Annotated in this window: 17 protein-coding genes and 1 pseudogene; 5 read left to right on the top strand and 13 right to left on the bottom strand. The window is 66.8% G+C overall.

Features of this window, described 5'->3' with window-relative positions:
• The 3 genes and pseudogenes from ACLKOZ_RS11495 to ACLKOZ_RS11485 all read right to left on the bottom strand — a co-directional run.
• Positions 1-198, bottom strand: a pseudogene (locus tag ACLKOZ_RS11495) (tyrosine--tRNA ligase); the annotation flags it as partial.
• 78 nt (positions 199-276) lie between these two features.
• Positions 277-2,505 carry a HelD family protein gene (locus ACLKOZ_RS11490; protein ID WP_436475153.1) on the bottom strand — a complete coding sequence of 743 codons (2,229 nt, stop codon included), beginning with the start codon at positions 2,503-2,505 and terminating at the stop codon, positions 277-279.
• A gap of 52 nt (positions 2,506-2,557) precedes the next feature.
• Entirely contained in the window at positions 2,558-3,223 is a 666-nt protein-coding gene (locus tag ACLKOZ_RS11485) for a DNA-3-methyladenine glycosylase (RefSeq protein WP_337352191.1), read from the bottom strand.
• A gap of 80 nt (positions 3,224-3,303) precedes the next feature.
• Between ACLKOZ_RS11485 and ACLKOZ_RS11480 the strand changes: the two genes are divergently transcribed.
• Both ACLKOZ_RS11480 and ACLKOZ_RS11475 read left to right on the top strand, forming a co-directional pair.
• Positions 3,304-4,845: a DNA-3-methyladenine glycosylase 2 family protein gene (locus ACLKOZ_RS11480; protein ID WP_436475151.1), complete on the top strand. Its 1,542-nt coding sequence runs from the start codon at positions 3,304-3,306 to the stop codon at positions 4,843-4,845.
• Positions 4,842-5,363, top strand: a complete 522-nt coding sequence (locus tag ACLKOZ_RS11475) for a methylated-DNA--[protein]-cysteine S-methyltransferase (RefSeq protein ID WP_436475149.1) — start codon at positions 4,842-4,844, stop codon at positions 5,361-5,363. Before ACLKOZ_RS11480 ends, ACLKOZ_RS11475 begins: the two co-directional genes overlap by 4 nt.
• A 3-nt stretch (positions 5,364-5,366) precedes the next feature.
• On the opposite strand, the gene ACLKOZ_RS11470 is transcribed toward ACLKOZ_RS11475, so the two are convergent.
• From ACLKOZ_RS11470 to argC, 10 genes are all read right to left on the bottom strand, one after another.
• A complete protein-coding gene (locus ACLKOZ_RS11470; protein WP_436475147.1) occupies positions 5,367-6,107 on the bottom strand; it encodes a maleylpyruvate isomerase family mycothiol-dependent enzyme in 741 nt (246 codons plus the stop codon).
• Between the two features lie 25 nt (positions 6,108-6,132).
• Entirely contained in the window at positions 6,133-6,669 is a 537-nt protein-coding gene (locus ACLKOZ_RS11465; RefSeq protein ID WP_436475145.1) for a pyridoxine/pyridoxamine 5'-phosphate oxidase, read from the bottom strand.
• Positions 6,670-6,752: 83 nt separating this feature from the next.
• The gene (gene argH, locus ACLKOZ_RS11460) at positions 6,753-8,216 is read right to left on the bottom strand and encodes an argininosuccinate lyase (RefSeq protein ID WP_436475175.1); all 1,464 of its coding nucleotides are present in this window, start codon (positions 8,214-8,216) and stop codon (positions 6,753-6,755) included.
• Positions 8,217-8,224: 8 nt separating this feature from the next.
• A complete protein-coding gene (locus ACLKOZ_RS11455) occupies positions 8,225-9,430 on the bottom strand; it encodes an argininosuccinate synthase (protein WP_337347676.1) in 1,206 nt (401 codons plus the stop codon).
• Between the two features lie 78 nt (positions 9,431-9,508).
• Positions 9,509-10,045 (bottom strand): arginine repressor, encoded by a 537-nt coding sequence (locus ACLKOZ_RS11450; protein ID WP_337347675.1) that lies wholly within the window; start codon positions 10,043-10,045, stop codon positions 9,509-9,511.
• Positions 10,045-11,073 (bottom strand): ornithine carbamoyltransferase, encoded by a 1,029-nt coding sequence (gene argF / locus ACLKOZ_RS11445; protein WP_337347674.1) that lies wholly within the window; start codon positions 11,071-11,073, stop codon positions 10,045-10,047. The genes ACLKOZ_RS11450 and argF overlap by 1 nt, the downstream gene beginning before the upstream one ends.
• Positions 11,070-12,287 (bottom strand): acetylornithine transaminase, encoded by a 1,218-nt coding sequence (locus ACLKOZ_RS11440; RefSeq protein WP_436475173.1) that lies wholly within the window; start codon positions 12,285-12,287, stop codon positions 11,070-11,072. Before ACLKOZ_RS11440 ends, argF begins: the two co-directional genes overlap by 4 nt.
• A gap of 107 nt (positions 12,288-12,394) precedes the next feature.
• Positions 12,395-13,360, bottom strand: coding sequence for an acetylglutamate kinase (gene argB / locus ACLKOZ_RS11435; protein WP_337347673.1), 966 nt, complete (start codon positions 13,358-13,360; stop codon positions 12,395-12,397).
• 42 nt (positions 13,361-13,402) lie between these two features.
• Positions 13,403-14,569, bottom strand: coding sequence for a bifunctional glutamate N-acetyltransferase/amino-acid acetyltransferase ArgJ (gene argJ / locus ACLKOZ_RS11430; RefSeq protein WP_436475142.1), 1,167 nt, complete (start codon positions 14,567-14,569; stop codon positions 13,403-13,405).
• Positions 14,566-15,597, bottom strand: coding sequence for an N-acetyl-gamma-glutamyl-phosphate reductase (gene argC, locus ACLKOZ_RS11425; RefSeq protein ID WP_337352199.1), 1,032 nt, complete (start codon positions 15,595-15,597; stop codon positions 14,566-14,568). The genes argJ and argC overlap by 4 nt, the downstream gene beginning before the upstream one ends.
• A gap of 174 nt (positions 15,598-15,771) precedes the next feature.
• Between argC and ACLKOZ_RS11420 the strand changes: the two genes are divergently transcribed.
• From ACLKOZ_RS11420 to ACLKOZ_RS11410, 3 genes are all read left to right on the top strand, one after another.
• Entirely contained in the window at positions 15,772-16,863 is a 1,092-nt protein-coding gene (locus ACLKOZ_RS11420) for a fatty acid desaturase family protein (RefSeq protein WP_337347670.1), read from the top strand.
• Positions 16,864-17,007: 144 nt separating this feature from the next.
• A complete protein-coding gene (locus tag ACLKOZ_RS11415; protein ID WP_436475139.1) occupies positions 17,008-17,973 on the top strand; it encodes a quinone oxidoreductase family protein in 966 nt (321 codons plus the stop codon).
• Positions 17,974-18,062: 89 nt separating this feature from the next.
• Positions 18,063-22,013: a Pls/PosA family non-ribosomal peptide synthetase gene (locus ACLKOZ_RS11410; protein WP_436475137.1), complete on the top strand. Its 3,951-nt coding sequence runs from the start codon at positions 18,063-18,065 to the stop codon at positions 22,011-22,013.
• The last annotated feature ends 27 nt before the right edge of the window (positions 22,014-22,040 follow it).

The raw sequence follows: 22,040 nt of genomic DNA, 5'->3' as shown, positions 1-22,040 counted from the left end.
GACAAGGTTTCCCAAGTGCAGGCTCGGCGCGGTGGGATCAAACCCGCAGTAATACGTGACCGGCTCACCGGCGAGGAGCTTTTCCAGCTCCCCTTCATCGGTGGAGACGTGGACCAGGCCGCGCCACTTCAGCTCCTGCCAGATGTTGGCGAAGGTGGGGTCGTTCTGCTGGGATTCGAGATCGTTGAGTTCTGACACGACTTCTAAGTTAGCAGGATTGGCGGCCACCGGCGCCGGATGAACCGGGCCGGTGGCCGCCAATCCCCGCCGACCGGGCTAGCGTTCGATGCCGGCAGGCACACCCTCTGCTGCGATCAGGCGAAGCCGCTGGGTAGGCCGGGTCATGGCGACGTAGAGATCCCCCACCCGCCCGTGCTCGTGGTTCAGCATCCTGGAAGGTTCCAGTACCACAACCCCGTCAAACTCAAGGCCTTTGGCCTCCCGCGGGCTGATGACCACGATGTCCTGCTCATAGCTTCCGGCGCCGGTTCCGATGCGCCGGCCATAGACGGCACGCAAGGCCGCCGTCGCCTGCGGCAGGAGGTCGCCGTCGGCAATCACGGCCAGCAGGCCGCCGTCGAGCGCTTCCAGCTCTTCGGGAAGCGCCTCCACCAGGCGGTTGACCACTTCTCCGGCCGCCACCTTGTCGATGATGGGCGCCCAGCGGCCCTCGCGGACCGCCTTGGGCGCAGAAACCACAAGGCCGGCTGCGTTGGCCATCCGTGCTGCGGCTTCCGCGATCTGCGACGGCGTACGGTAGTTGACCGTCAGTTCCTCCAGCTGCCAGCGGTCCCCGAACAGCGGACCCAGGGCACCCTGCCAGGAGTTCGCGCCGGCCACGGAACTTGTCTGTGCGATGTCGCCCACGATGGTGAACGACTTCAGCGGGCACCGGCGGACCAGAAGCCGCCACTGCATCGGCGAAAGTTCCTGCGCTTCGTCGACCACGATGTGCCCGAAGGCCCAGGTCCTGTCAGACGTGGCGCGTTCGGCCGCTGTCTGCCGGGCTTCGCGCTCCTGGTTCTGGTCCACCAGTTCCTCGGCCGACATGAGCGCATCGACACCGGCAGCCTCCATGTTCACCAGGGTCTGCTTCGCGTTCGCCAGGTCGCGGGCTCGATCGTGCTCCTGCTGCGCCAGTCCGCGGCCCGCAGCCGGGTCAAGTTCGCCCAGCAGTTCCGCTGCCTCGTCCAGGAGCGGCACATCAGACTCGGTCCAGGGCGCATCCACCGGGCGAAGCAGCAACGCACGTTCGGCCGGGGTGAGGTGCGGGGTGCAGACTTCCAGGATCGCCGGCTTGCTGAAGAGCTCGCTGATGAGCTTCTCCGGGGTCATGGGCATCCAGCACAGGTTCAGCGCGATCCGTACATCCCGGGCAGTGCGGACGTCCTCCGCAAGGTAGGAGCGGTCGGCGTTGTTGCCAAGGCTTCCCGCTTCCACGAGTTCGGTCATCTGCTCGGTCAGCTCGCGGAGCAGGATCTTGACGAAGGTCACGCGTGCCTCATTGTGCGGCTTGCCTGTGGAGCGCGCGCGTTCCCGGGCGCGGCGGACCTGCCGCGGCGTGAGCACCAGCTTCCGCCCGTCAACCTCTACGACCCGGTTTTCGGCAAAGGTCCGTTGGCGGTTTGCCACGGCATTGGCTACAACATCCGCCATGTCCAGCCGGCCCTTGATGGCCGCGACGTCGGCCTCGGGTTCGGCCACCGCACTGATGCCAGGCATCAGCCGGCCGAGGCTGGCCATCACCACCCCGGTTTCGCCGAGTGAGGGCAGTACGCGTTCGATGTATTTCATGAACGACGACGACGGGCCCACCAGCAGCACACCTGCAGTCTTGAGCCGGTCCCGGTGGGTGTAGAGAAGGTAGGCGGCGCGGTGCAGCGCAACGGCCGTCTTGCCGGTGCCCGGACCGCCTTGAACTACGACAGCACCGGAGATGGAGGAACGGATGATCCGGTCCTGCTCGGACTGGATGGTTCCGACGATGTCGGACATGCGGCCAGTCCGCTTGGAGTCCAGGGCAGCGAGCAGTGCACCTTCGCCCTGCAGCGACTCGTTGTCGGTGAGCATGTCCGCGTCCAGGACGTCATCCTCGATGGCCTTGACTACCCTGCCTTGCAGGATCAGGTGCCGGCGGCGCCGCACGCCCTGCCGGTCAAAAGCGGTTGCCTGGTAGAAATGGCCGGCTTCGGGCGCGCGCCAGTCCACCATCAGCCGCTGCAGGTCCTCGGTGGTGAGCCCGATGCGGCCGATGTACTGGGCTTCCCCGGAATCCAGGTCAAGGCGGCCGAAGACCAGGCGGTCATCAACGGCGTCGAGCTGGGCAAGGCGGTCCTCATAGAGCGCGGCGAAGGCGTCACGCTCGGAAACATTCTGCATGGTGCCCACAGCACCGGCCCGGCGGACCTGCGCCAACTGCTTGCGCTTTTCGGCGCGCAATTCTTCCAGCCGCGCATACAGGCCAGCAACATAGTCCCGTTCGTGGGCCAAATCGGCGTCGAGCATTAAACGTTCCCCTATCGCAAAAGACAGACCGTCCATTCTACAACCATTTCGGTTAACGTGATTGAAACTTCGCCGGACGTGGCTTGGCCGCCTTGTAGCGGGACACCGTAGGGTCCCCCGGCAGCCAGAACCGCCAGGGGTAGTCACCGGTGCCGCCGTCCCCGGAAACGCCCACCCGAGGCCCGGAACTGACCTCCATCGCAGCAGTTTCCGGAAGCCGCAGCTCGAAGGGTTCGCTCAGTGCATCCCGCCCGCTGTCCGCCGTAGTGAGGGCAAGGGCAGTGGCCAGCCGGGCCGGTCCGCTCGCCAAATCAAAGGGAGATTTCGACGTCGGCCGCCTCACTGCCGCCAGGCGTTGCCCTTCCACCACTTCACCGGCGCGCAGCAGTACGGCGGAGGCCGTGCCTGCCGGACCGCAGACGACGTTGGCGCAGTAATGCATTCCATACGTGAAATAGACGTATAGATGGCCCGCCGGCCCGAACATGGGCGCGTTGCGTGCCGTGGGGCCGCGAAACGTGTGGGATCCCGGATCAGGGTGCAGGGAATCACCAGGTCCCATGTAGGCCTCCACCTCGGTGATCCGTACGGCCACTGTTCCCTCATGGCTGTTGTGGCTCAGGACGGATCCCAGTAGTTGCGGTGCGATCCTCCGTGCATCTCCGGACAATAGTTCGCGGAGCTGTTCCGGCTCGGTGGGACTGGTGCGGACGGTCATGATCCGACTCTACCCAACGGCCCACGGCCATGTCCGATTTCCGCTAGCAGGTGCCATCATGGGCTGGCAGGATAGGGGGCATGGACTTCTGGCAGCGCTACCGCGCGATCGATGCGCGCGATCCCCGGTTCGACGGGCAGTTCTACACTGCTGTCCGGACTACGGGCATCTACTGCCGTCCGTCCTGCCCGGCCCGCACCCCCAAGGCAGCCAACGTCACCTTCTACGAAACATCAGCCGCGGCGCACGACGCCGGCTACCGGGCCTGCAAGCGCTGCCTACCCGAGGCGGTGCCCGGGACGCCGGCGTGGAACGTCCGGCAGGACATCGCCGGGCGGGCCATGAGGCTCATCAACGACGGCGTTATCAACCGGGACGGGGTGCAGGGCCTGGCGGCCCGGCTGGGCTATTCGGCACGGCAGCTGAACCGTATCCTCAGCCACGAACTCGGCGCCGGACCACTCTCGCTTGCCCGGGCAAGCCGTGCCCAGACCGCACGCACCCTGCTGGTTTCCACTTCCATGAAGCTTGCCGACATCGCGTTCGCATCCGGCTTCAGCAGCGTCCGGCAGTTCAACGAGACCATGGTGGAGGTGTTCGCCATGACGCCCACAGCCCTGCGCTCCACAGCGCGGCACCACAAGCCGGAGATGGCAGCCACCGCGCTGACCCTGACCCTGCCCTACCGCGAACCCTTCGACCCCGGCGTCTTTTCCTTCCTCGCGGTCCGGGCCATCCCGGGGATCGAGGTGGGGACACCGACGTCGTACGCCCGTACGCTGCGGCTGCCACACGGTGATGCCCGCTTCAGTGTTCATTACGACGGCGGCGCGCCGGGGCGTCCGCTTACCCTCACCATCGGCGCGGTGGACCTCCGCGACCTCCCGGCGCTGCTGAGCAGGGTGCGCCGGCTTTTCGACCTTGACTCCGATCCGGTCGCCATTGACAGCGCGCTGGCTGGGGATCCCCGGCTTGCCAACTCCGTGGCGAATGCCCCGGGAATACGGCTGCCGGGCGCAGTGGACCCACAGGAACTTCTGGTGAGGGCGATGATCGGACAACAGGTCACGGTGGCCGCAGCCCGGACTGCGCTAACGCAGCTGTCAGCAGCCGGGAGTCCCAGCCTGATGCCCGGCGATGGGCTTTCCCGGCTGTTTCCCACCGCGGCGGACATTGCGGGGTCGGGGTATTCGCTGCTGCGGGGTCCGCAGCGCCGCATTGACGCCATCCGCTTTGCGGCTTCGGCCCTCGCGGAGGGCCAACTGGATTTCGGCTATGGCGACGACCTGCCGGGGCTGGGGGCGAAGCTGCTCCCCCTCCCGGGCGTGGGTCCCTGGACGGTGGGCTATGTGGCGATGCGCGTGCTGGGTGCGCCGGACGTCTTCCTGGCGAACGATGCCGCTGTGAAAAACGGCATCCGTGCCCTCGCAACGTCCGCCACCAGCCGGGATGGACTCGCCGCTGAACTGTTGGGTCCGGCGCCCCGGCCCAGTGTGCTTAACCCCGATTTCAGTGAGGTCAGCCCCTGGCGGTCCTACGCCACCATGCACCTGTGGCGCGCCGCTGCGGCGCCGAAAGCCCCTCAACCTGAACCAGCTGTTCCAGAGAAAGCGATGCGATGAAAGCCCAGTTGTTAGTGATGTCCACCCCAGACGGTCCGTTCACCATCCTCGCGCAGGACGGCGTGGTCCTGGCCTCCGGCTGGACGGCCGGGCCAGGTGAGCTGACCGGGCAAATCCATCCGGAGCTGCGCCCGGGCGACATTGAGTCGGTGACAGACCTGGGTCCCATATCCCTGGCAGTGGAGGCCTTCTACGCCGGGGACCCCGCACCGGCCATGGCTGTTCCCGTGCTGCAGAAATCCGGGCCCTTCCGGGCCCGCGCCTGGGATGTGCTGAGGACAGTACGCCCCGGGTCGCCGGTCACCTATACGGAGTACGCCGAACTGTCAGGGAATCCCAAGGCAGTCAGGGCCGCGGCCAGCGCCTGCGCGTTCAATGCGGCAGCATTGTTTGTGCCCTGCCACCGCGTCATCCGCACTGACGGCTCCCTGGGCGGCTTCCGCTGGGGCCTGGCCATCAAGGAGAGCCTGCTCGCGCGAGAAGCAACGGAAAGCCTGCTGGCACGCGAAGCCGGCTAGGACCTAATTTGGTGCGGGCGTCCCCGAAGGCCACGGCAGCAGTTCGGGGAGGTCCACGCCGTCTGCAGCAGCGGAGGCCCGCAGGCTCCCGAGCGACGGTTCACGGCCAGCAAGCCACGCCGCTATGTCAGTGATCATGCCGCTGATGACAGTAGAGCGGGCGCCGGTGCCGAGAGTCCTTGGCGGAAGCCCAAGCGGCTGGAGCACCAGCTTGTCCTCCGGAGCCACGCGGGCAGCCAGGAAGCCGAAAAGGTGTTCGCAGAATGGCCGGCTCCAGGTCTCCGGGCCAAGGCCAGTGCCCAGGTCGGCTGTGTGGATCACCAATTCACGCCACAGCGCCAGCCCGCCGTCGAGGACAACTCCCCCTCGATAGGCAATCGGCGCGTCCCAACCGGAGCCGGCGTCGAGCGCGTCAAAAGCTTTCAGCGCCCGGTCGAGGCCTGCGGCCAGATCCGCACGATGGGCATCCGCAGTGTGGCCCGCGGCGATCTCGATGGCCTTGTTCCGACCGTCCTGGCCGCCGTCGTACAGCTCAATGGTTTCGCCGCGGGCCGCGTATTCGAGCTGGCGGGCCATGGCGTTGGTAATGCCGGCGAGGTGCGCCAGGACATGCCCGCGGGTCCAGCCCGGCAGCGCCGATGGCGCCTTAATGTCCTCATCGGTGAATTTCGTGGCGGCTGAGGCCACGATGTCGGCGGCTTTGTGCAGTTCGGCGAGAAGGTCAGCCGGTGCGGGAGCAGTCATGGCGCCCATCCTAACCGTCAAACACTCAGCCGAGCGGGATGCCGTCCGGTCCATAGCGGTGCCGCACGTGCCGGCGGTCGTGGCGGGCCTGCCAGAATTCCAGTTCTGTAGGCTGGAGCGCGTAGAGCTGCCAGTCCGGATTGTCGCTGCCGTCCGCTGCAGGGCGCGCCTGCCAGTCTGCGGCCGACGCTTCGGCGGACAGCTCAACCACAGGGCCGGCGACCCGGACCTGCCGGCCCTGCTGCGGCCAGTAGAAGTTCAGGGCCGCTTTCGGGTTGACGGACAGTTCCCGGCCCTTCCTGGAGGTGCGGGACGTGGCGAAGTGCCAGCCGTCGTCGTCGATATTTTTCAGGATCAGCATCCGGGCGGAAGGCTGACCCTTGCCGGCCGCAGTGGCCAGGCTACAGGCATGCGGTTGCAGCACGCCCGCCGCCAGGGCCTCATCCAGCCATAACGTGAACAGCGCCACCGGGTCCGCCGGGGCGTGGGCCGGGTCGAAGTCCGGCAGGTCGGTGGGAAAGTCGGGCAGGGCCCGGAGGTGGCTGCGGAAGGCGTCGCTCATGGCCACATGCTAGCCGGGACCGCTCGCCGGTTAACGCACAACGCTCTCTCACTTTCTTGGGGAAAGTGAGAGAGCGTTGGTAGCTAGGCCGTGTATTCCCGCACGTCCCGCAGTTCGGCTTCCAGCGCAACAAGCTGGCGTTCGACGGCGGCCGGTGCCGTGCCACCCTGGGAGTTGCGGCTGTTCAGCGACCCCTCCGTGGACAGGACCGTGCGGACCTCCGGCGTCAGGTGCACCGAAATGGCGGCGTACTCCTCATCGGTCAGGTCCCACAGCTCCACGTCGCGGGACTCGGCCTGCTTCACCGCTGCTCCGGAAAGCTCGTGGGCCTCACGGAACGGAACGCCCTGGCGGACCAGCCACTCGGCGATGTCGGTTGCCAGCGCGAAGCCCTGGGGCGCCAAAGACTCCATCCGCTCCGTGTTGAACTTCAGAGTCGCGATCATGCCCGAAACAGCCGGAAGCAGCAGTTCCAGGGTGTCGGCGGCGTCGAAGACCGGCTCCTTGTCCTCCTGGAGGTCGCGGTTGTACGCGAGCGGGAGGCCCTTGAGTGTTGCCAGCAGCCCGGTCAGGTTGCCGATGAGGCGTCCCGCCTTGCCGCGGGCCAGCTCGGCCACGTCCGGGTTCTTCTTCTGCGGCATGATCGAGGAGCCCGTGGAGTAGGAATCATGCAGGGTCACAAAGGAGAACTCCTTGGTGGCCCACAGGATCACTTCTTCCGAGACGCGCGACAAGTCCACGCCGATCATCGCCGTCACCCAGGCGAACTCGGCGAAGACGTCGCGGGAGGCGGTGCCGTCAATCGAGTTGTGGGTGGCGGAGAAGAAGCCCAGGTCCGCGGCCACCGCTTCCGGGTCCAGCCCAAGCGAGGAGCCCGCGAGGGCACCCGAACCGTAGGGCGAGACACCGGCGCGCTTGTCCCAGTCCTGGAGCCGCTGCACATCACGCAGCAACGCCCAGGCATGGGCCAGCAGGTGGTGGCTGAGCAGGACCGGCTGCGCGTGCTGCAGGTGCGTGCGGCCCGGCATGGCCACACCCTGGTGCGCCTTGGCCTGCTCCACCAGCGCCTCGATGGTGGCCAGCACGCCGCGGGCGATGATCCGGGCGTGGTCGCGCAGGAACATGCGGCCGAGCGTGGCCACCTGGTCGTTGCGGGACCGTCCGGCGCGGAGCTTGCCGCCCAGCTGGGTGCCGGCGCGCTCAATGAGGCCGCGTTCCAGCGAGCCATGCACGTCCTCGTCGGATTCCGCCGGCAGGTAAGCGCCGGAGGCCACGTCCTCGTCCAGCTGTGCCAGGGCGGCGAGCATGCCTTCGAGCTCGGCGTCGTCCAGCAGCCCGGCCTTGTGCAGCACGCGGGCGTGCGCCTGTGACCCGGCGATGTCGTAGCGGGCCAGCCGCCAGTCGAAGTGCGTGGACTTGCTCAGGGCTGCCAGGGCATCAGCGGGGCCACCTGCGAACCGGCCGCCCCACAGTGCACCCTCGTTCGTCCCCGAGCGCACCCCGACCTCGCTGCGCTCGGCCGGGGACCCCTGCGCTCGTGGGCCCAGATTCTCCGTCACTGTCCTGCGACGCGGATATCGCGGCCGGAGGCAACCTTGGCGGACATGCCCCACAGCTCGATGAAGCCGCGCGCCATCGACTGGTCGAACGTGTCGCCGGTGTCGTAGGTGGCGAGGTCGAAGTCGTAGAGCGAAGTCTCGGAGCGGCGTCCGTTGACGATCGCCTGGCCGCCGTGCAGGACCATGCGGATGTCGCCTGAGACGTACTTCTGGGTGTCTTCGATGAAGGCATCCAGGGAGCGCTTGAGCGGGGAGAACCACTGGCCGTCGTAGACCAGTTCGGCCCAGCGCTGGCCGACAGTTGCCTTGAAGCGGGCCTGCTCACGCTCGACGGTGATGTCCTCGAGGTGCTTGTGCGCGGTGATCAGTGCCATTGCGCCCGGTGCCTCGTAGATTTCGCGGGACTTGATGCCCACCAGGCGGTCCTCGACGACGTCGATCCGGCCCACGCCCTGGGCGCCTGCGCGGCGGTTAAGTTCCTTGATGGCCTGCAGCGGGGTGACGCGGACGCCGTCGATGGCTACCGGCACGCCGGCTTCGAAGGAGATGGTGACTTCATCCGGCGCCGGCGGGAACTCAGGCGTGGCGGTGTAGTCGTAGATGTCCTTGGTGGGCGCGTTCCAGATGTCTTCGAGGTAGCCGGTCTCGACGGCGCGCCCCCAGACGTTCTGGTCGATCGAGTACGGGTTCTTCTTGGTGGTCTCGATCGGCAGTCCCTTTTCCTCCGCGAAGGCGATGGCCTTGTCGCGGGTCAGGGCGAGGTCGCGGACCGGGGCGATGCACTTCAGGTCCGGGCCGAGGGTCTGGATGCCCACTTCGAAGCGGACCTGGTCGTTGCCCTTGCCAGTGCAGCCGTGCGCAACGGTGGTGGCGCCGAATTCGCGGGCGGCCTTGACCAGGTGCTTGACGATCACCGGGCGGGAGATGGCGGAGACCAGCGGGTAGTGGCCCTGGTAGAGGGCGTTGGCCTTCAGCGTGGGCATGCAGTACTCGTTGGCGAACTCGTCGGACGCGTCGGCCACGTAGGCTTCGACGGCGCCGCAGCCGAGGGCGCGCTGGCGGATGGTCTCCAGCGACTCGCCGCCCTGCCCGACGTCGACCGCCACGGCGATGACCTCGGCGCCGGTGGCTTCACCGATCCAGCCGATGGCTACGGAAGTATCCAGGCCACCGGAGTAGGCCAGAACAATACGCTCAGTCACGAAAATGCTCCTCTATGTTGGGGTTTGCGTTGTTTAAGAATTGACTACGGAAAGCCTGTCACACCTTGGGACGGCGTATTACTGGCTGCCGCCCGCTTCCTCGGCGAGTTGCAGGAACCGCGCGGCGAGGTCCTGCCCGCCCTGGGGATCACGGGACACGAGCAGCACGGTGTCATCCCCGGCGATGGTCCCGAGGATGGATGGCATGACCGAGTGGTCGATGGCCAGGGCCAGGAAGTTGGCCGCCCCGGGTGGGGTCCGCAGCACGGCAATGTTGGCCGAGGCCTCCGCAGTGACCAGCAGCTCGCTGCACAGCCTGGCAAGCCGCGCATCCAGGATTTCCTGGCTGACGCCGCTCTTCGCGGCGCGTTCGCCGCCTTCACCAGGCACGGCGTAGACCAGGACGCCCTCCTTGCCACGCACCCGGACCGCGCCGAGTTCCACGAGGTCCCGGGACAGGGTGGCTTGGGTGACCTGGACGCCGTCGTCCGCCAGCAGCGCGGCCAGCTCCGCCTGGGAGCGCACCGATTCGCCCGTCAGGATCGCGGTGATGCGCGCCTGGCGGGCTGTCTTGGTTGCCGGGCTGGAGCCCGGCACCGACGGGTTGGTGGACACTAGAACGTGCTCTCCCCGGTGCCTTCAACGGGAGAAAGACCGTCCACGAACGCCAGGCCCGACTTGTGCATCAGCCAGGCCATAAGGGCCTTCTGGGCGTGCAGCCGGTTTTCGGCTTCGTCCCAGACGATCGACTGCGGCCCGTCGATGACACCCGCCGAGATCTCATAGCCGCGGTAGGCGGGAAGGCAGTGAAGCACGACGGCGTCGTCCGCCGCATGTGCCATGGCTGCCTCATCCACGGAGTACTCCCGGAACAGCTGCAGCCGGGCTTCCTTTTCGGCTTCCTGGCCCATGGAGACCCACGTGTCCGTGGCTACGACGTCGGCGCCTTTGAGGGCTTCGGCGGCATCGGTGGTAATCAGCACTGACCCGCCCGTCTGGGCAGCACGTTCCTCGGCCGCGGCGACGATCTCCGCTGCCGGGAGGTAGCCCTCCGGCCCCGCGATGCGGACGTGCATCCCGGCAGTGACGCCCGCTAGCAGGTAGGAATTGGCCATGTTGTTGGCGGCATCGCCCAGGTAGCTCATGGTGAGGCCGGCCAGTTCGCCCTTGTGTTCCTTGACTGCCAGCAGGTCCGCGAGGAGCTGGCACGGGTGGTAGTCGTCGCACAGGGCGTTGATGACAGGCACGGCGGAGTTTTCCGCCATGGCCACCAGTCCGGAGTGCGCGCCCGTGCGCCACACGATCGTGGAAACCATGCGCTCCAGGACCTTAGCGGTGTCCTCCACCGATTCCTTGTGGCCGATCTGGGCCTCACCGGGGTTGATGATCAGGGCATTGCCGCCCATGTCGGCGATGCCGGTGGCAAAGGAAACCCGGGTACGGGTTGATGTTTTGTCGAAGATCACGGCAACCGTTTTGCGGCCGTTGCCCTCCGCGGCGAAGGGCTGCACACTGTAGGGCGCAGCCTTCATGCGGACGGCCAGATCCAGGACCTCAGCCTGCTCAGCGGGGCTGAGGTCCGTGTCCTTCAGGAAGTGGCGGGTGCCGCTGGCTGTGCCGGCGGAAGAAACTACAGAGGTCACTGCGCGTCCTTAGCTGTTTGGAGGATTGCCGGGAGCGCCGCAAGGAAGGCGCCGGCCTGGTCGGTGCTGAGGACCAGCGGCGGGGCGAGCCGAATGGTGCGCGGGCCGGGGCTGTTGACGATGAAACCGGCCTCCAGCCCAGCGGTCACAACGGCAGGTGCGACGTCGGCGTCAAGGTCGAAGCCGATCAACAGGCCTTCGCCCCGGACTTCGGTCACACCGTCGACGGCGGCGAGCCCGGACCGGAGGTAATCCCCCACAGTGACGACGTTTTCCAGCACCCGCTGGCTTTCGATCGCGTGCAGCGTGGCGAGGGCGGCCGCCGTCGCCACCGGGTTGCCGCCGAAGGTGGTGCCGTGCTGGCCCGCTGTCAGGAGCGAGGACACCTGCCCGCCGAACGTCAGCAGCGCTCCAATGGGGAATCCGCCGCCGAGGCCTTTGGCCAGGGTGACGGCGTCCGGAACAATCCCGGCGTCCTCGCTGGCTAGCCATTTTCCGGTACGCCCGATTCCAGTCTGGACCTCGTCCAGGATCAGCAGGGCGCCGGCCTTCGTGGTCGCCTCGCGGGCGGCCCGCAGGTAGCCAGCAGGCAGCGGCCGCACTCCGGCCTCGCCCTGGATCGGTTCCAGGAAAACGGCGGCCACGGTCTCGTCGATGGCAGCTTCAAGGGCTGCTACGTCACCGAACGGGATATGGACCACACCGCCGGGCAGCGGCTCGAACGGGGCACGGTACGCTTCCTTGGCGGTCAGGGCCAGGGCACCCATGGTCCGCCCGTGGAAGGCACCTTCCAAGGCGATGATCCTGGTCCTGGGCGCACCGTCCGGGCCGGTTCCGTTGCGTCGCGCGAGCTTGAAGGCAGCCTCGTTGGCTTCGGTTCCGGAATTGGTGAAGAACACCTTGGAGCCTGCCGGGGCGTGCGTCAGGGCGAGCAGCTTTTCGGCCAGTGCGATCTGTGTGGGGCTGGTAAAGAAGTTGGAGACGTGCCCCAGGGTTGCCAGCTGGCTGGAGATCACGGACGTGACAAACGGGTGGGCGTGGCCCAGGGCGTTGACGGCGATGCCGCCGAGCAGGTCAAGATATTCCTTGCCGTCGGCGTCCCAGACCAGGCAGCCGGCACCGCGCACCAGCACACGCTGCGGCGTGCCGAACACGCCCATGAGGGACGTCGAGTAGCGGGTAAGCCACTCGGCTCCACTACCCGTCCCAGTCATAACGGAAGCTTTGGGGGCCGAGCCGTCGATGGGGGCCCGGGTGTGGTCGGGCACCGCGAAGCGGGCGGGGCCCCCATCGACGGTCGGACCGGCGCCAGGAGTTTCGTTCATGCGTTCACCTCTTCGTCGGGGACGACCTGCGTGCCGATGCCCGCCGTCGTGAATGTTTCCAGGAGCATGGAGTGCGGGAGCCTGCCGTCCACGATGTGCGCGCGCTCCACTCCCCCGTCAATGGCTTTAAGGCATGCCTCCATCTTCGGAATCATGCCCGATTCCAGGGACGGCAGCAGTTCGCGCAGCTCCGAGGCCGTGAGGGAAGAGATGAGCGAGGACCTGTCCGGCCAGTTGGCATAGAGGCCTTCGACGTCGGTGAGGATCACCAGTTTTGATGCCCCCAGCGCTTCGGCGAGGGCGGCCGCGGCCGTGTCCGCGTTGACGTTGAGGACTTGGCCCGTGGTCTGGGCCCGTTCGCCCCGCTGGTCCGCTGCGCCGCTGCCGTCGTCCTCGATTTCGGGCGCCACGGTGGAGATGACGGGGATCCGCCCGGCCGCCAGGATGTCCAGGATGCCCTCCGGGTTCACGCCGACCACTTCGCCTACCAGGCCAAGGTCCACTTCCTGGCCGTCAATGATGGTCCCGGTCCGGACTGCCCGGAGCAGGCCGCCGTCCTCACCGGACATTCCCACCGCGTAGGGGCCGTGGGAGTTGATCAGGCCAACCAGTTCGCGGCCCACCTGGCCGGTGAGGACCATCCGGACCACGTCCATGGCTTCGGGGGTGGTGACGCGCAGGCCACCCTTGAACTCGGACTCAATGCCCAGCCGGGCCAGCATGGAGTTGATCTGCGGACCGCCGCCGTGGACCACCACGGGGTGGATGCCTACGTGGTGCAGGAACACCACGTCCTCCGCGAAAGCGCGGCGCAGTTCTTCGTTGACCATGGCGTTTCCGCCGTACTTAATCACCATGGTGGTGCCGGCGAAGCGCTGGATCCAGGGCAGTGCCTCGATCAGGGTGCCGGCCTTGCTTTGGGCATCACTCATGGACGTGGTTTCGCGGGTCTGGGTGTTCATGCTTGGCGTTACTCCAAGGTGGCTGGTGGATTTGCTCGAGGACTAGCTCGAGTAAGCGCTGTTCTCGTGCACGTAGTCGTGGGTGAGGTCGTTGGTCCAGATCGTGGCCTCGGCGTCCCCGGACTTCAGGTCAATCTCCACATGGACTTCGCGGGGTTCCAGGTCCACCAGGTTGCGGTCATCGCCGATGCTGCCGTTGCGGCAGATCTGGACACCGTTGATGGCGACGTTGAGCTGGTCCGGCTCGAAGACGGCGTCCGTGGTGCCCACGGCGGAGAGGACACGGCCCCAATTGGGGTCCTTGCCGAAGATAGCGGCCTTGAACAGGTTGGACCGGGCTACGGAGCGGCTGACGGTTTCGGCGTCCCGCTCGCTGGCCGCGTTGAACGTGCGGATGGCGATGTCGTGGCTCGCGCCCTCGGCGTCCCCGATCAGTTTGCGTGCCAGTTCCGCACACACCTGGGTCAGCCCGGCACTAAAGGCTTCGGCTGACGGGACGGCGCCTGATGCGCCGGACGCCAACAGCACCACGGTGTCGTTGGTGGACATGCAGCCGTCGGAATCAGCGCGGTCGAAAGTGACGCGCGTGGCGTCGCGGAGCACGACATCGAGCATTTCTGCTTCCACGTCGGCGTCGGTAGTGAGGACCACCAGCATGGTGGCGAGGCCGGGGGCCAGCATACCGGCGCCCTTCGCGATGCCCCCGATGGAGAACTCCTGGCCGTCGGCGTCGGTGCCGATGAACAGCGCGGCCTTGGGCACGGAGTCGGTTGTCATGATGGCATTGGCCGCTTCGGGTCCGCCGTCCGTGCTGAGCGCCGCAGAGGCGGCCTCGACACCCGGAAGGATTTTGTCCATGGGCAGCTGCTCACCGATCAGGCCGGTGGAGCACACAAAGACGTCGGTTGCCGAAATGCCCAGTACTTCGGCGACCTTTTCGGCAGTGCTGTGCGTGTTCTGGAATCCTTCCGGACCCGTGCAGGCGTTAGCACCGCCGGAGTTAAGGATGACGGCGTCAACCCGGCCGTCGGAGACTACCTGGCGGGACCAGTGAACCGGGGCTGCGGCGACGCGGTTGCTGGTGAAGACGGCGGCCGCCGTTTTGGAGGGGCCATCGTTGACGACCAGGGCGAGGTCCGGCTTGCCGGACGCCTTGAGGCCGGCGGTGACGCCGGCGGCCCGGAAGCCCTGGGGTGCGGTAACGGTCACGGTGCAACTCCCTGCAGGTTGAGGCCGGCGGTCTCCGCCAGGCCAAGCGCAATGTTCATGGACTGCACGGCGCCGCCGGCAGTTCCCTTGGTGAGGTTATCAATGGCGCAGGTGACAATCACGCGGCCGGTGTGCGGGTCAAAAGCCAACTGCATTGCCGCGTGGTTGGAGCCTTGGACCGACTTGGTGGCCGGCCATTGGCCCTCCGGCAGCAGGTGGACAAACGGTTCGTCGTCGTAGGCCTCAGCCCACGCCTGGCGAAGGTCCGCTGCGGAGGTGCCCGGCTTGACCTTCGCCGTCGCGGTGGTGAGGATCCCGCGGCTCATAGGGGCGAGTGTGGGGGTGAAGGACACGGTGACGGTTTCTCCGGCAGCGTTGGAGAGTCCCTGCTCAATCTCCGGTGTGTGGCGGTGGCCGCCGCCCACGCCGTAGGGGCTCATGGAGCCCATCACCTCGGCGCCGATGAGGTTTACTTTGGCGGCCTTGCCCGCACCCGAGGTGCCGGATGCGGAAACTATGACGACGTCGTCGGGCTGCAGGAGGTTCGCAGCGAACCCGGGCGTCAGCGCCAGGAGGGCCGACGTCGGGTAGCAGCCGGGAACGGCAATCCGGGTGGCGCCCTTGAGGACCTCACGCTGGCCGGGAAGTTCGGGCAGGCCGTACGGCCATGTTCCAGCGTGGGCCGAGCCGTAGAACTTTTCCCACGCGGCCGGATCTTCCAGGCGGTGGTCTGCGCCGGCGTCGATCACCACAGTGCCCTCGGGGAGCTGCGCTGCGATCTCCGCGGAAGCCCCGTGCGGAAGGGCCAGGAACACCACGTCGTGGCCCGAGAGGTTTTCCACCGTGGTGTCTTCCAGGATGCGGCTGGACAGCCCATGCAGGTGCGGCTGCAGTTCGCCGAGGCGGGAGCCTGCATTGCTGTGCGCTGTGATGGCACCGATGGTTACGTCCGGATGTCCCGCGAGGATGCGCAGGACTTCTCCCCCGGCGTAGCCACTGGCTCCGGAGACGGCAACTGAAATAGTCATGCAGTGAATCTTACAGCAAAAATATTCAGTGTGCCCGATATTTATACATTGTGTTTTCTGCGCTCCCCGGCCGACTGGACAGGCTCCCGTATGCTGGGGGAAGGGTGATTTTGACCGCGCAGTTGCGAACGTCTGCTGCAGCGTTGCCCATAACAGTTACGAGGCCCCGGCTCCATGACCACCACCCTCTCAACGCCGGAGCGCCCCAAATCGCGCGTCCGGCAGCCCAACGCCGTTGTGCTGAGCTATTCGGAACTGCTCAAGAGCGTCAAGGCCGCAGGCCTGCTGGAACGCCGTGTGGGTTTCTACATCACACTCTTTTCCACCCTGGTGCTCCTGATGACCGCCACCTGGTTCGGTTTCGCGCTGATAGGTGACAGCTGGTTCCAGCTCCTCATCGCCGCCGCAGTCGGCATTATCTGCACCCAGCTGAGCTTCCTGGCCCACGAGGCCGGCCACCGCCAAATCTTCGCGTCCCGCCGCGCGAACGACTGGACCGCCCGGATCCTGGCCACCTCGGTGGCAGGCATGAGCTATTCCTGGTGGGAGCAGAAGCACGGCGCTCACCACAACCATCCGAACGTGATCTCCAAGGATCCCGACATTGCCACCGGCGCGATCGCATTCCACCACGAAGCCGCAGCCACGCGCCAGGGCCGGTTTTCCTTCCTGACCCGCAAGCAGGGCTGGTTCTTTTTCCCGCTTCTGTTCCTGGTGGGCCTGGGGCTCCAGATCGATTCAGTCAGGTTCGTCTTCCGCCGGGCCAAGGTGACGCACCGCTGGGTGGAGCTGCCTATCCTGCTCGTCCGCTTGGGCATCCTGCCCGTCCTGGCCTTCACCTTCTTGCCGCTGGGAATGGCCTTCGCCTTCATCGCCGTCCAGCTCGCCGTCTTCGGCTTCTACATGGGCGCCTCCTTTGCGCCCAACCACAAAGGCATGCCCGTCATTCCGGCGGACAGCCGTGTTGACTTCTTCAGCCGGCAGGTCCTGACGTCACGGAACATCTCCGGCGGCCGGTTCATGGACATCCTGCTCGGCGGACTGAACCGCCAGGCTGAGCACCACTTGTTCCCCGACATGGCGCGGCCCCAGCTGGACAAGGCCGCCAGAATCGTCCGGGAGTACTGCCAAAAGCACCAGGTTCCGTACACCGAAACCACGCTTCTGCAGTCCTACGGCATTATTGTCCGCTATCTCAACGACGTCGGACTTTCCGCCGGCCGGCACTTTGAGTGCCCCATGGCCACGGTCACCCGGCGCTACTGAACAACTCCGGCGAAACTCGGCCGGCCCCCAGCTTGACCCGAAGTGACGGCCCTGACCGGCCGTCACTTCGTCGTTCGCTCAGGTTTCCCTAGGATGGTTCCAGGATCCGGGGCGAGGAAATCCCAGCCCCGGGGAAGGAGATACATGACGCACGCCATCGTTGCCCGCGAGCCCGGAGGACCCGAAGTACTGGAACTGGCAGAGGTCGAGCGCCCCGTCCCCGGCCCCGGCCAACTGCTCATCAAGGTGGCCGCAGCGGGTGTCAACTTCATCGAAACCTACCAACGCGGGGGCATGTACCAGGTCCCCTTTCCCTTCACCCCCGGCTCGGAAGCGGCCGGAACGGTTGAGGAGGTGGGCGAAGGCGTCGAGAACTTCACCGTCGGCAGCAGGGTGGCCACGGCCGAGGGCGCCAAATGCTACGCCGGCTACGCGGTGCTCGATGCTGTCAAGGCCCTGCCGGTGCCGGATGGCGTCGATGACCTCACGGCTGCTGCCCTGCCGCTCCAGGGCATGACTGCCCACTACCTGATCAATTCCTCCTTCAGGGTGGAACCGGGCCACACCGTGCTGACGCACGCTGGTGCCGGCGGCGTCGGCCTGCTGCTGACCCAACTGCTGAAGGAAAGGGGCGCCCGCGTCATCACCACCGTCTCCTCGGACGCCAAGGAAGAACTAGCCCGGGAGGCCGGGGCAGACCATGTACTGAGGTACGAGGGCTTTCCCCACCATGTCCGCGAGCTCACCGGCGGGAAGGGCGTGGACGTGGTGTACGACGGCGTGGGCCGCAACACCTTTGACGGTTCCCTGTCCTGCCTGCGCACACGGGGCATGCTCGTCCTGTTCGGGGCCGCCTCGGGAGCCGTTCCCCCGGTGGATCCGCAGCGCCTCAACGCCGGTGGGTCGCTGACGCTGACCCGGCCGACCCTGGGCCATTTCCTGCTCAACGAACAGGAGCGCCGCTGGCGCTCGGGCGAGATCTTCGCCGCCGTGGCAAACGGGAACCTTAAGGTCCGGATCGGCGCCACGTATCCGCTGGCCGACGCCGCGAGGGCTCACGAGGACCTTGAGGGCCGTCGGACCACGGGCAAGGTCATCCTGGTCCCCTGACCCCGTTCAGGAAACGCCCGGCGAATGGAGTGTGGACACCAGACGAACGGCGTCACTTTCCGTTCACCTTGCCAGTGGAGACTGCAGGGGTGACCGAGCTACAAACCAGCGGCCCTGCGCCCGACGGCCTTGCCGAATATCAGCCCCAGCTGCCCGGGTCGGCTGTATCACCCCCGGCGCGGACGTTGGTGGATATCCTGCAGGAAACCGCCAACCGCTATCCGGATGCGTCCGCACTGGATGATGGCCGCCAGTCGCTGAGCTATGCGCAGCTGATGGCGGCCGTTCGCTCGGCCGGCCGGGAACTTCACCTGGCGGGGCTCGGTGCCGGTGACAGGATCGGCGTCCGGATTCCGTCCGGAACGAACGGACTGTACGTCTGGATCCTCGCGATCCTGCTCGTTGGCGCCGCCTATGTTCCCGTTGATGCCGACGACCCGGAAGAACGGGCCCGGCTGGTCTTCGGCGAAGCCAAAATCGCCGGCATGATCACCGGTGAGGGCCTGAACGTGACCAAAGGCAGGGAAGGACCGTTCCCCGCGGCACGGCTTGCCACGCCCGACGACGACGCCTGGGTCATCTTCACGTCGGGCTCCACCGGAACGCCAAAGGGCGTCGCAGTGCAGCACAGGTCGGCGGCTGCCTTCGTCGATGCCGAGGCAAGGATCTTCCTTCCTGCGGACCCGATCGGGCCGCAGGACAGGGTGCTGGCAGGGCTGTCCGTGGCCTTTGACGCCTCGTGCGAGGAGATGTGGCTCGCGTGGCGGCACGGGGCCTGCCTGGTCCCGGCCCCGCGTGCCCTGGTCCGCACTGGCATGGACCTCGGTCCCTGGCTCATCAGCCACGGCATCACGGTAGTGTCCACCGTCCCCACCCTTGCGGCGCTTTGGCCCGCAGAATCGCTCGAGAATGTCCGGCTGCTGATTTTTGGCGGCGAGGCGTGCCCGCCGGAACTTGCAGAGCGGCTCGCAGTGGAAGGCCGCGAGGTCTGGAACACCTATGGACCCACAGAGGCCACGGTGGTGGCCTGTGCGGCCGAATTGGGTGGGCCCGGGCCGGTACGGATCGGCTTGCCGCTGGACGGCTGGGACCTAGCCGTGGTGGACGGCGACGGTGTGCCGGTGGCCGAGGGCGCCGTCGGCGAGCTCATCATCGGAGGCGTGGGACTGGCCCGCTACCTGGATCCAGCCAAGGACGCGGAAAAATACGCTCCGATGCCCACCCTGGGCTGGCAACGCGCTTACCGCTCCGGTGACCTCGTCCGCTACGAAGCCGCCGGGCTTGTCTTCATGGGCCGGGCCGACGAACAGGTAAAACTGGGCGGCCGCCGGATCGAACTCGGAGAAATCGATGCCGCGCTGCAGGCCCTGCCGGGCGTCGCAGGCGCAGCGGCCGCCGTGCAAACGACGGCGGCTGGGAACCAGGTCCTGGTGGGGTACCTCGCGCCCGCAGGAGAAGATGAGCCCGACCTCACCGCCGCACGCAGACTGCTGGCAGCCAGCCTCCCCGCTGCACTGATCCCCCTGTTGACCGTCGTCACATCGCTGCCCACTAAAACCAGCGGAAAGGTGGACCGGCACTCACTCCCGTGGCCCCTCGCCGGATCCGGCGCTGCGGAAAGTGACAGCGCCCCACTGAACCTGCCGGATGACGCCGCCTGGATCGTCGAACAGTGGACCAACGTGCTCGGCAGCCCGGCGGCAAGCCTGGACGCCGACTTCTTCGCACACGGCGGAGGCTCCCTGGCCGCCGCCCAACTGGTCTCCGCCCTTCGGCTCCGCTATCCCACCGTCACGGTCGCCGACATTTACGCCACCCCTCGGGTCGGCGCGTTGATCGACACTGCCCGGCAATCCCTGCCGGACGGTGTCAACGCAGGACCCGCCAAGGAACGCACTGTCCGCCCGACGGCCCGCAAGTCCCAGGTCTTCCAAACGCTGATGGGTGTCCCCTTGCACATTTTGGTGGGCATGCGCTGGCTGACTTACCTCATGGCTGGCAACAACGTCCTCGCCGGCCTGGCCGGTTTCGCCGCCGCACCCACGGTGTCATGGTGGTGGGTCGGGGCATCGTGGCTGGTCTTCGTGAGTCCCCTCGGCCGAATGGGCCTCTCCATCGCCGCGGCCCGATTGCTGCTCCGCAACGTAGGCCCGGGAACTTACCCCCGCTCCGGGAAGGTGCACCTGAGGCTCTGGCTTGCCGAACAGATCCAGGACTTGGCTGGCGCCGTCAGCCTTGCCAGCGCGCCGTGGGTGCCCTACTACGCCAGGGCCCTCGGAGCGAAAATCGGCAGCAATGTGCACCTGCATTCCCTGCCGCCGGTGACCGGCCTGCTGTCCTTGGGCAGCGGAGCGAACATCGAGCCCGAGGTTGACCTTTCCGGGTGGTGGATTGACGGCGACCACGTCCGGATCGGAGCGATCCACGTGGGCGCCGGGGCAACGGTGGGCGCGCGCAGCACGCTGATGCCCGGTGCCAGCATCGGTGCCGGCGGCCAGGTCGAAGCAGGTTCGGCAGTGCTCGGCAAAGTGAAGGCCGGACAGGTGGTGGCAGGTTCACCGGCCCGCCGCCGCGGCAAGGCCAAAAACGACTGGCCCGAAACGCCAGCCAGCAGCCGGCTGATGGGCCGTCTGTGGTTCGCCGCCTTCGCCTCCGCATCCGCCGTCCTCGCCATGATCCCCTACGTGTCCGCGGCTGCAGCTGCCGCGGTCATCTTCCTTTTTGTCCAGGGCAGCAGTTCCCTGTCCGCAGCGTGGCCGCAGCTCCTCGCATCCCTGCCGCTGGCCGCACTGGCCTGGTTCAGCGCCAATCTCCTGCTGATCCTGGGCACTACCCGGCTGCTGGGAACCGGACTGAAGGAAGGCTATTACCGGGTGCGGAGCCGGATCGGTTGGCAGGTCTGGGCCACCGAACGGGTCCTGGACCTGGCCCGGGACCTCCTCTTCCCCATTTACGCCAGCCTTTTCACACCTGTCTGGCTGCGCCTGCTCGGTGCCCGCATCGGCAAGAACGTGGAGGCGTCCACCGTACTGCTCCTGCCCAAGATGACCACCGTTGGTGAAGGAGCATTCCTGGCCGACGACACCATGGTGGCGTCGTACGAACTTGGCGGCGGCTGGCTTAAGATCGCACCCGCGAAAATCGGCAAGCGTTCCTTCCTGGGGAACTCCGGCATGACGGCAGCCGGCCGGAATGTCCCAAAGAACTCCCTTGTAGCCGTGCTGTCCGCCACGCCCTCCAAGGCAAAATCCGGGACCTCGTGGCTGGGCAGCCCTCCTGTGAGGCTGCGCCGCACGGCCATCGCCTCAGACAGTACGTTGACGTTCCAGCCGCCGATTCGGCTGAAAGTGGCCCGGGCCCTCTGGGAGCTGTGCCGCTTTGTTCCAGTGGTCCTGACGGTGGGACTCGCCGCGGGCGTGCTGTTGGCTTTCGATTGGCTGGCCACCAACCTTGGCTACGGCGTTGCGGCGGCACTCGGCGGGTTCGTCATGCTGCTGGCAGGCGCCCTGGCGGCTGGCAGCGCCGTAGTGGCCAAGTGGCTGCTGGTGGGCCGGATCCAGGCCGGAGAACATCCCCTCTGGAGTTCCTTTATCTGGCGCAATGAAGTGGTGGATACGTTTATCGAAATGGTCAGCGCCCCATGGTTTGCCCGGGCGGCGAGCGGAACGCCGGCGCTGGTGTGGTGGCTCCGCGGACTGGGGGCCAGGATAGGTTCCGGGACCTGGTGTGAGAGCTATTGGCTACCGGAAGCGGACCTCGTAACCCTGGGCGCCAACTCCACGGTCAACCGCGGCTGCGTGGTCCAAACCCACCTGTTCCATGACCGGATCATGAGCATCGACACTGTTACGCTCGAGGAAGGAGCCACCATGGGCCCGCACGGCGTCATCCTCCCACAGGCACGGATCGGCAAAGGCGGAACCGTGGGTCCGGCATCGCTGGTGATGCGCGGGGAGACCGTTCCCGCCGGGACGTATTGGATGGGCAATCCTGTCAGTCCCTGGCAGGGTCCCGATGTTCCCGTACCCCGCCTGAAGTAAGTACCCGCAAGTCCGCCACCGTTGCAA

This window comes from Arthrobacter sp. R4 (assembly GCF_051365025.1).
GTDB lineage: Bacteria > Actinomycetota > Actinomycetes > Actinomycetales > Micrococcaceae > Arthrobacter.
The sequence above is the reverse complement of the archived record's forward strand: the minus strand, read 5'-3'. Positions and strand labels throughout refer to the sequence as shown.

Excerpts from the sequence above, each read along its gene's own strand:
- ACLKOZ_RS11485 (WP_337352191.1), bottom strand. The coding sequence starts at position 3,223 with ATGACCGTCCGCACCAGTCCCACCGAGCCGGAACAGCTCCGCGAACTA.
- argB (WP_337347673.1), bottom strand. The coding sequence starts at position 13,360 with ATGAACACCCAGACCCGCGAAACCACGTCCATGAGTGATGCCCAAAGC.
- ACLKOZ_RS11475 (WP_436475149.1), top strand. The coding sequence starts at position 4,842 with ATGAAAGCCCAGTTGTTAGTGATGTCCACCCCAGACGGTCCGTTCACC.
- ACLKOZ_RS11440 (WP_436475173.1), bottom strand. The coding sequence starts at position 12,287 with ATGACTGGGACGGGTAGTGGAGCCGAGTGGCTTACCCGCTACTCGACG.
- ACLKOZ_RS11465 (WP_436475145.1), bottom strand. The coding sequence starts at position 6,669 with ATGAGCGACGCCTTCCGCAGCCACCTCCGGGCCCTGCCCGACTTTCCC.
- ACLKOZ_RS11490 (WP_436475153.1), bottom strand. The coding sequence starts at position 2,505 with ATGCTCGACGCCGATTTGGCCCACGAACGGGACTATGTTGCTGGCCTG.
- ACLKOZ_RS11420 (WP_337347670.1), top strand. The coding sequence starts at position 15,772 with ATGACCACCACCCTCTCAACGCCGGAGCGCCCCAAATCGCGCGTCCGG.
- ACLKOZ_RS11480 (WP_436475151.1), top strand. The coding sequence starts at position 3,304 with ATGGACTTCTGGCAGCGCTACCGCGCGATCGATGCGCGCGATCCCCGG.
- argC (WP_337352199.1), bottom strand. The coding sequence starts at position 15,597 with ATGACTATTTCAGTTGCCGTCTCCGGAGCCAGTGGCTACGCCGGGGGA.
- ACLKOZ_RS11415 (WP_436475139.1), top strand. The coding sequence starts at position 17,008 with ATGACGCACGCCATCGTTGCCCGCGAGCCCGGAGGACCCGAAGTACTG.
- ACLKOZ_RS11470 (WP_436475147.1), bottom strand. The coding sequence starts at position 6,107 with ATGACTGCTCCCGCACCGGCTGACCTTCTCGCCGAACTGCACAAAGCC.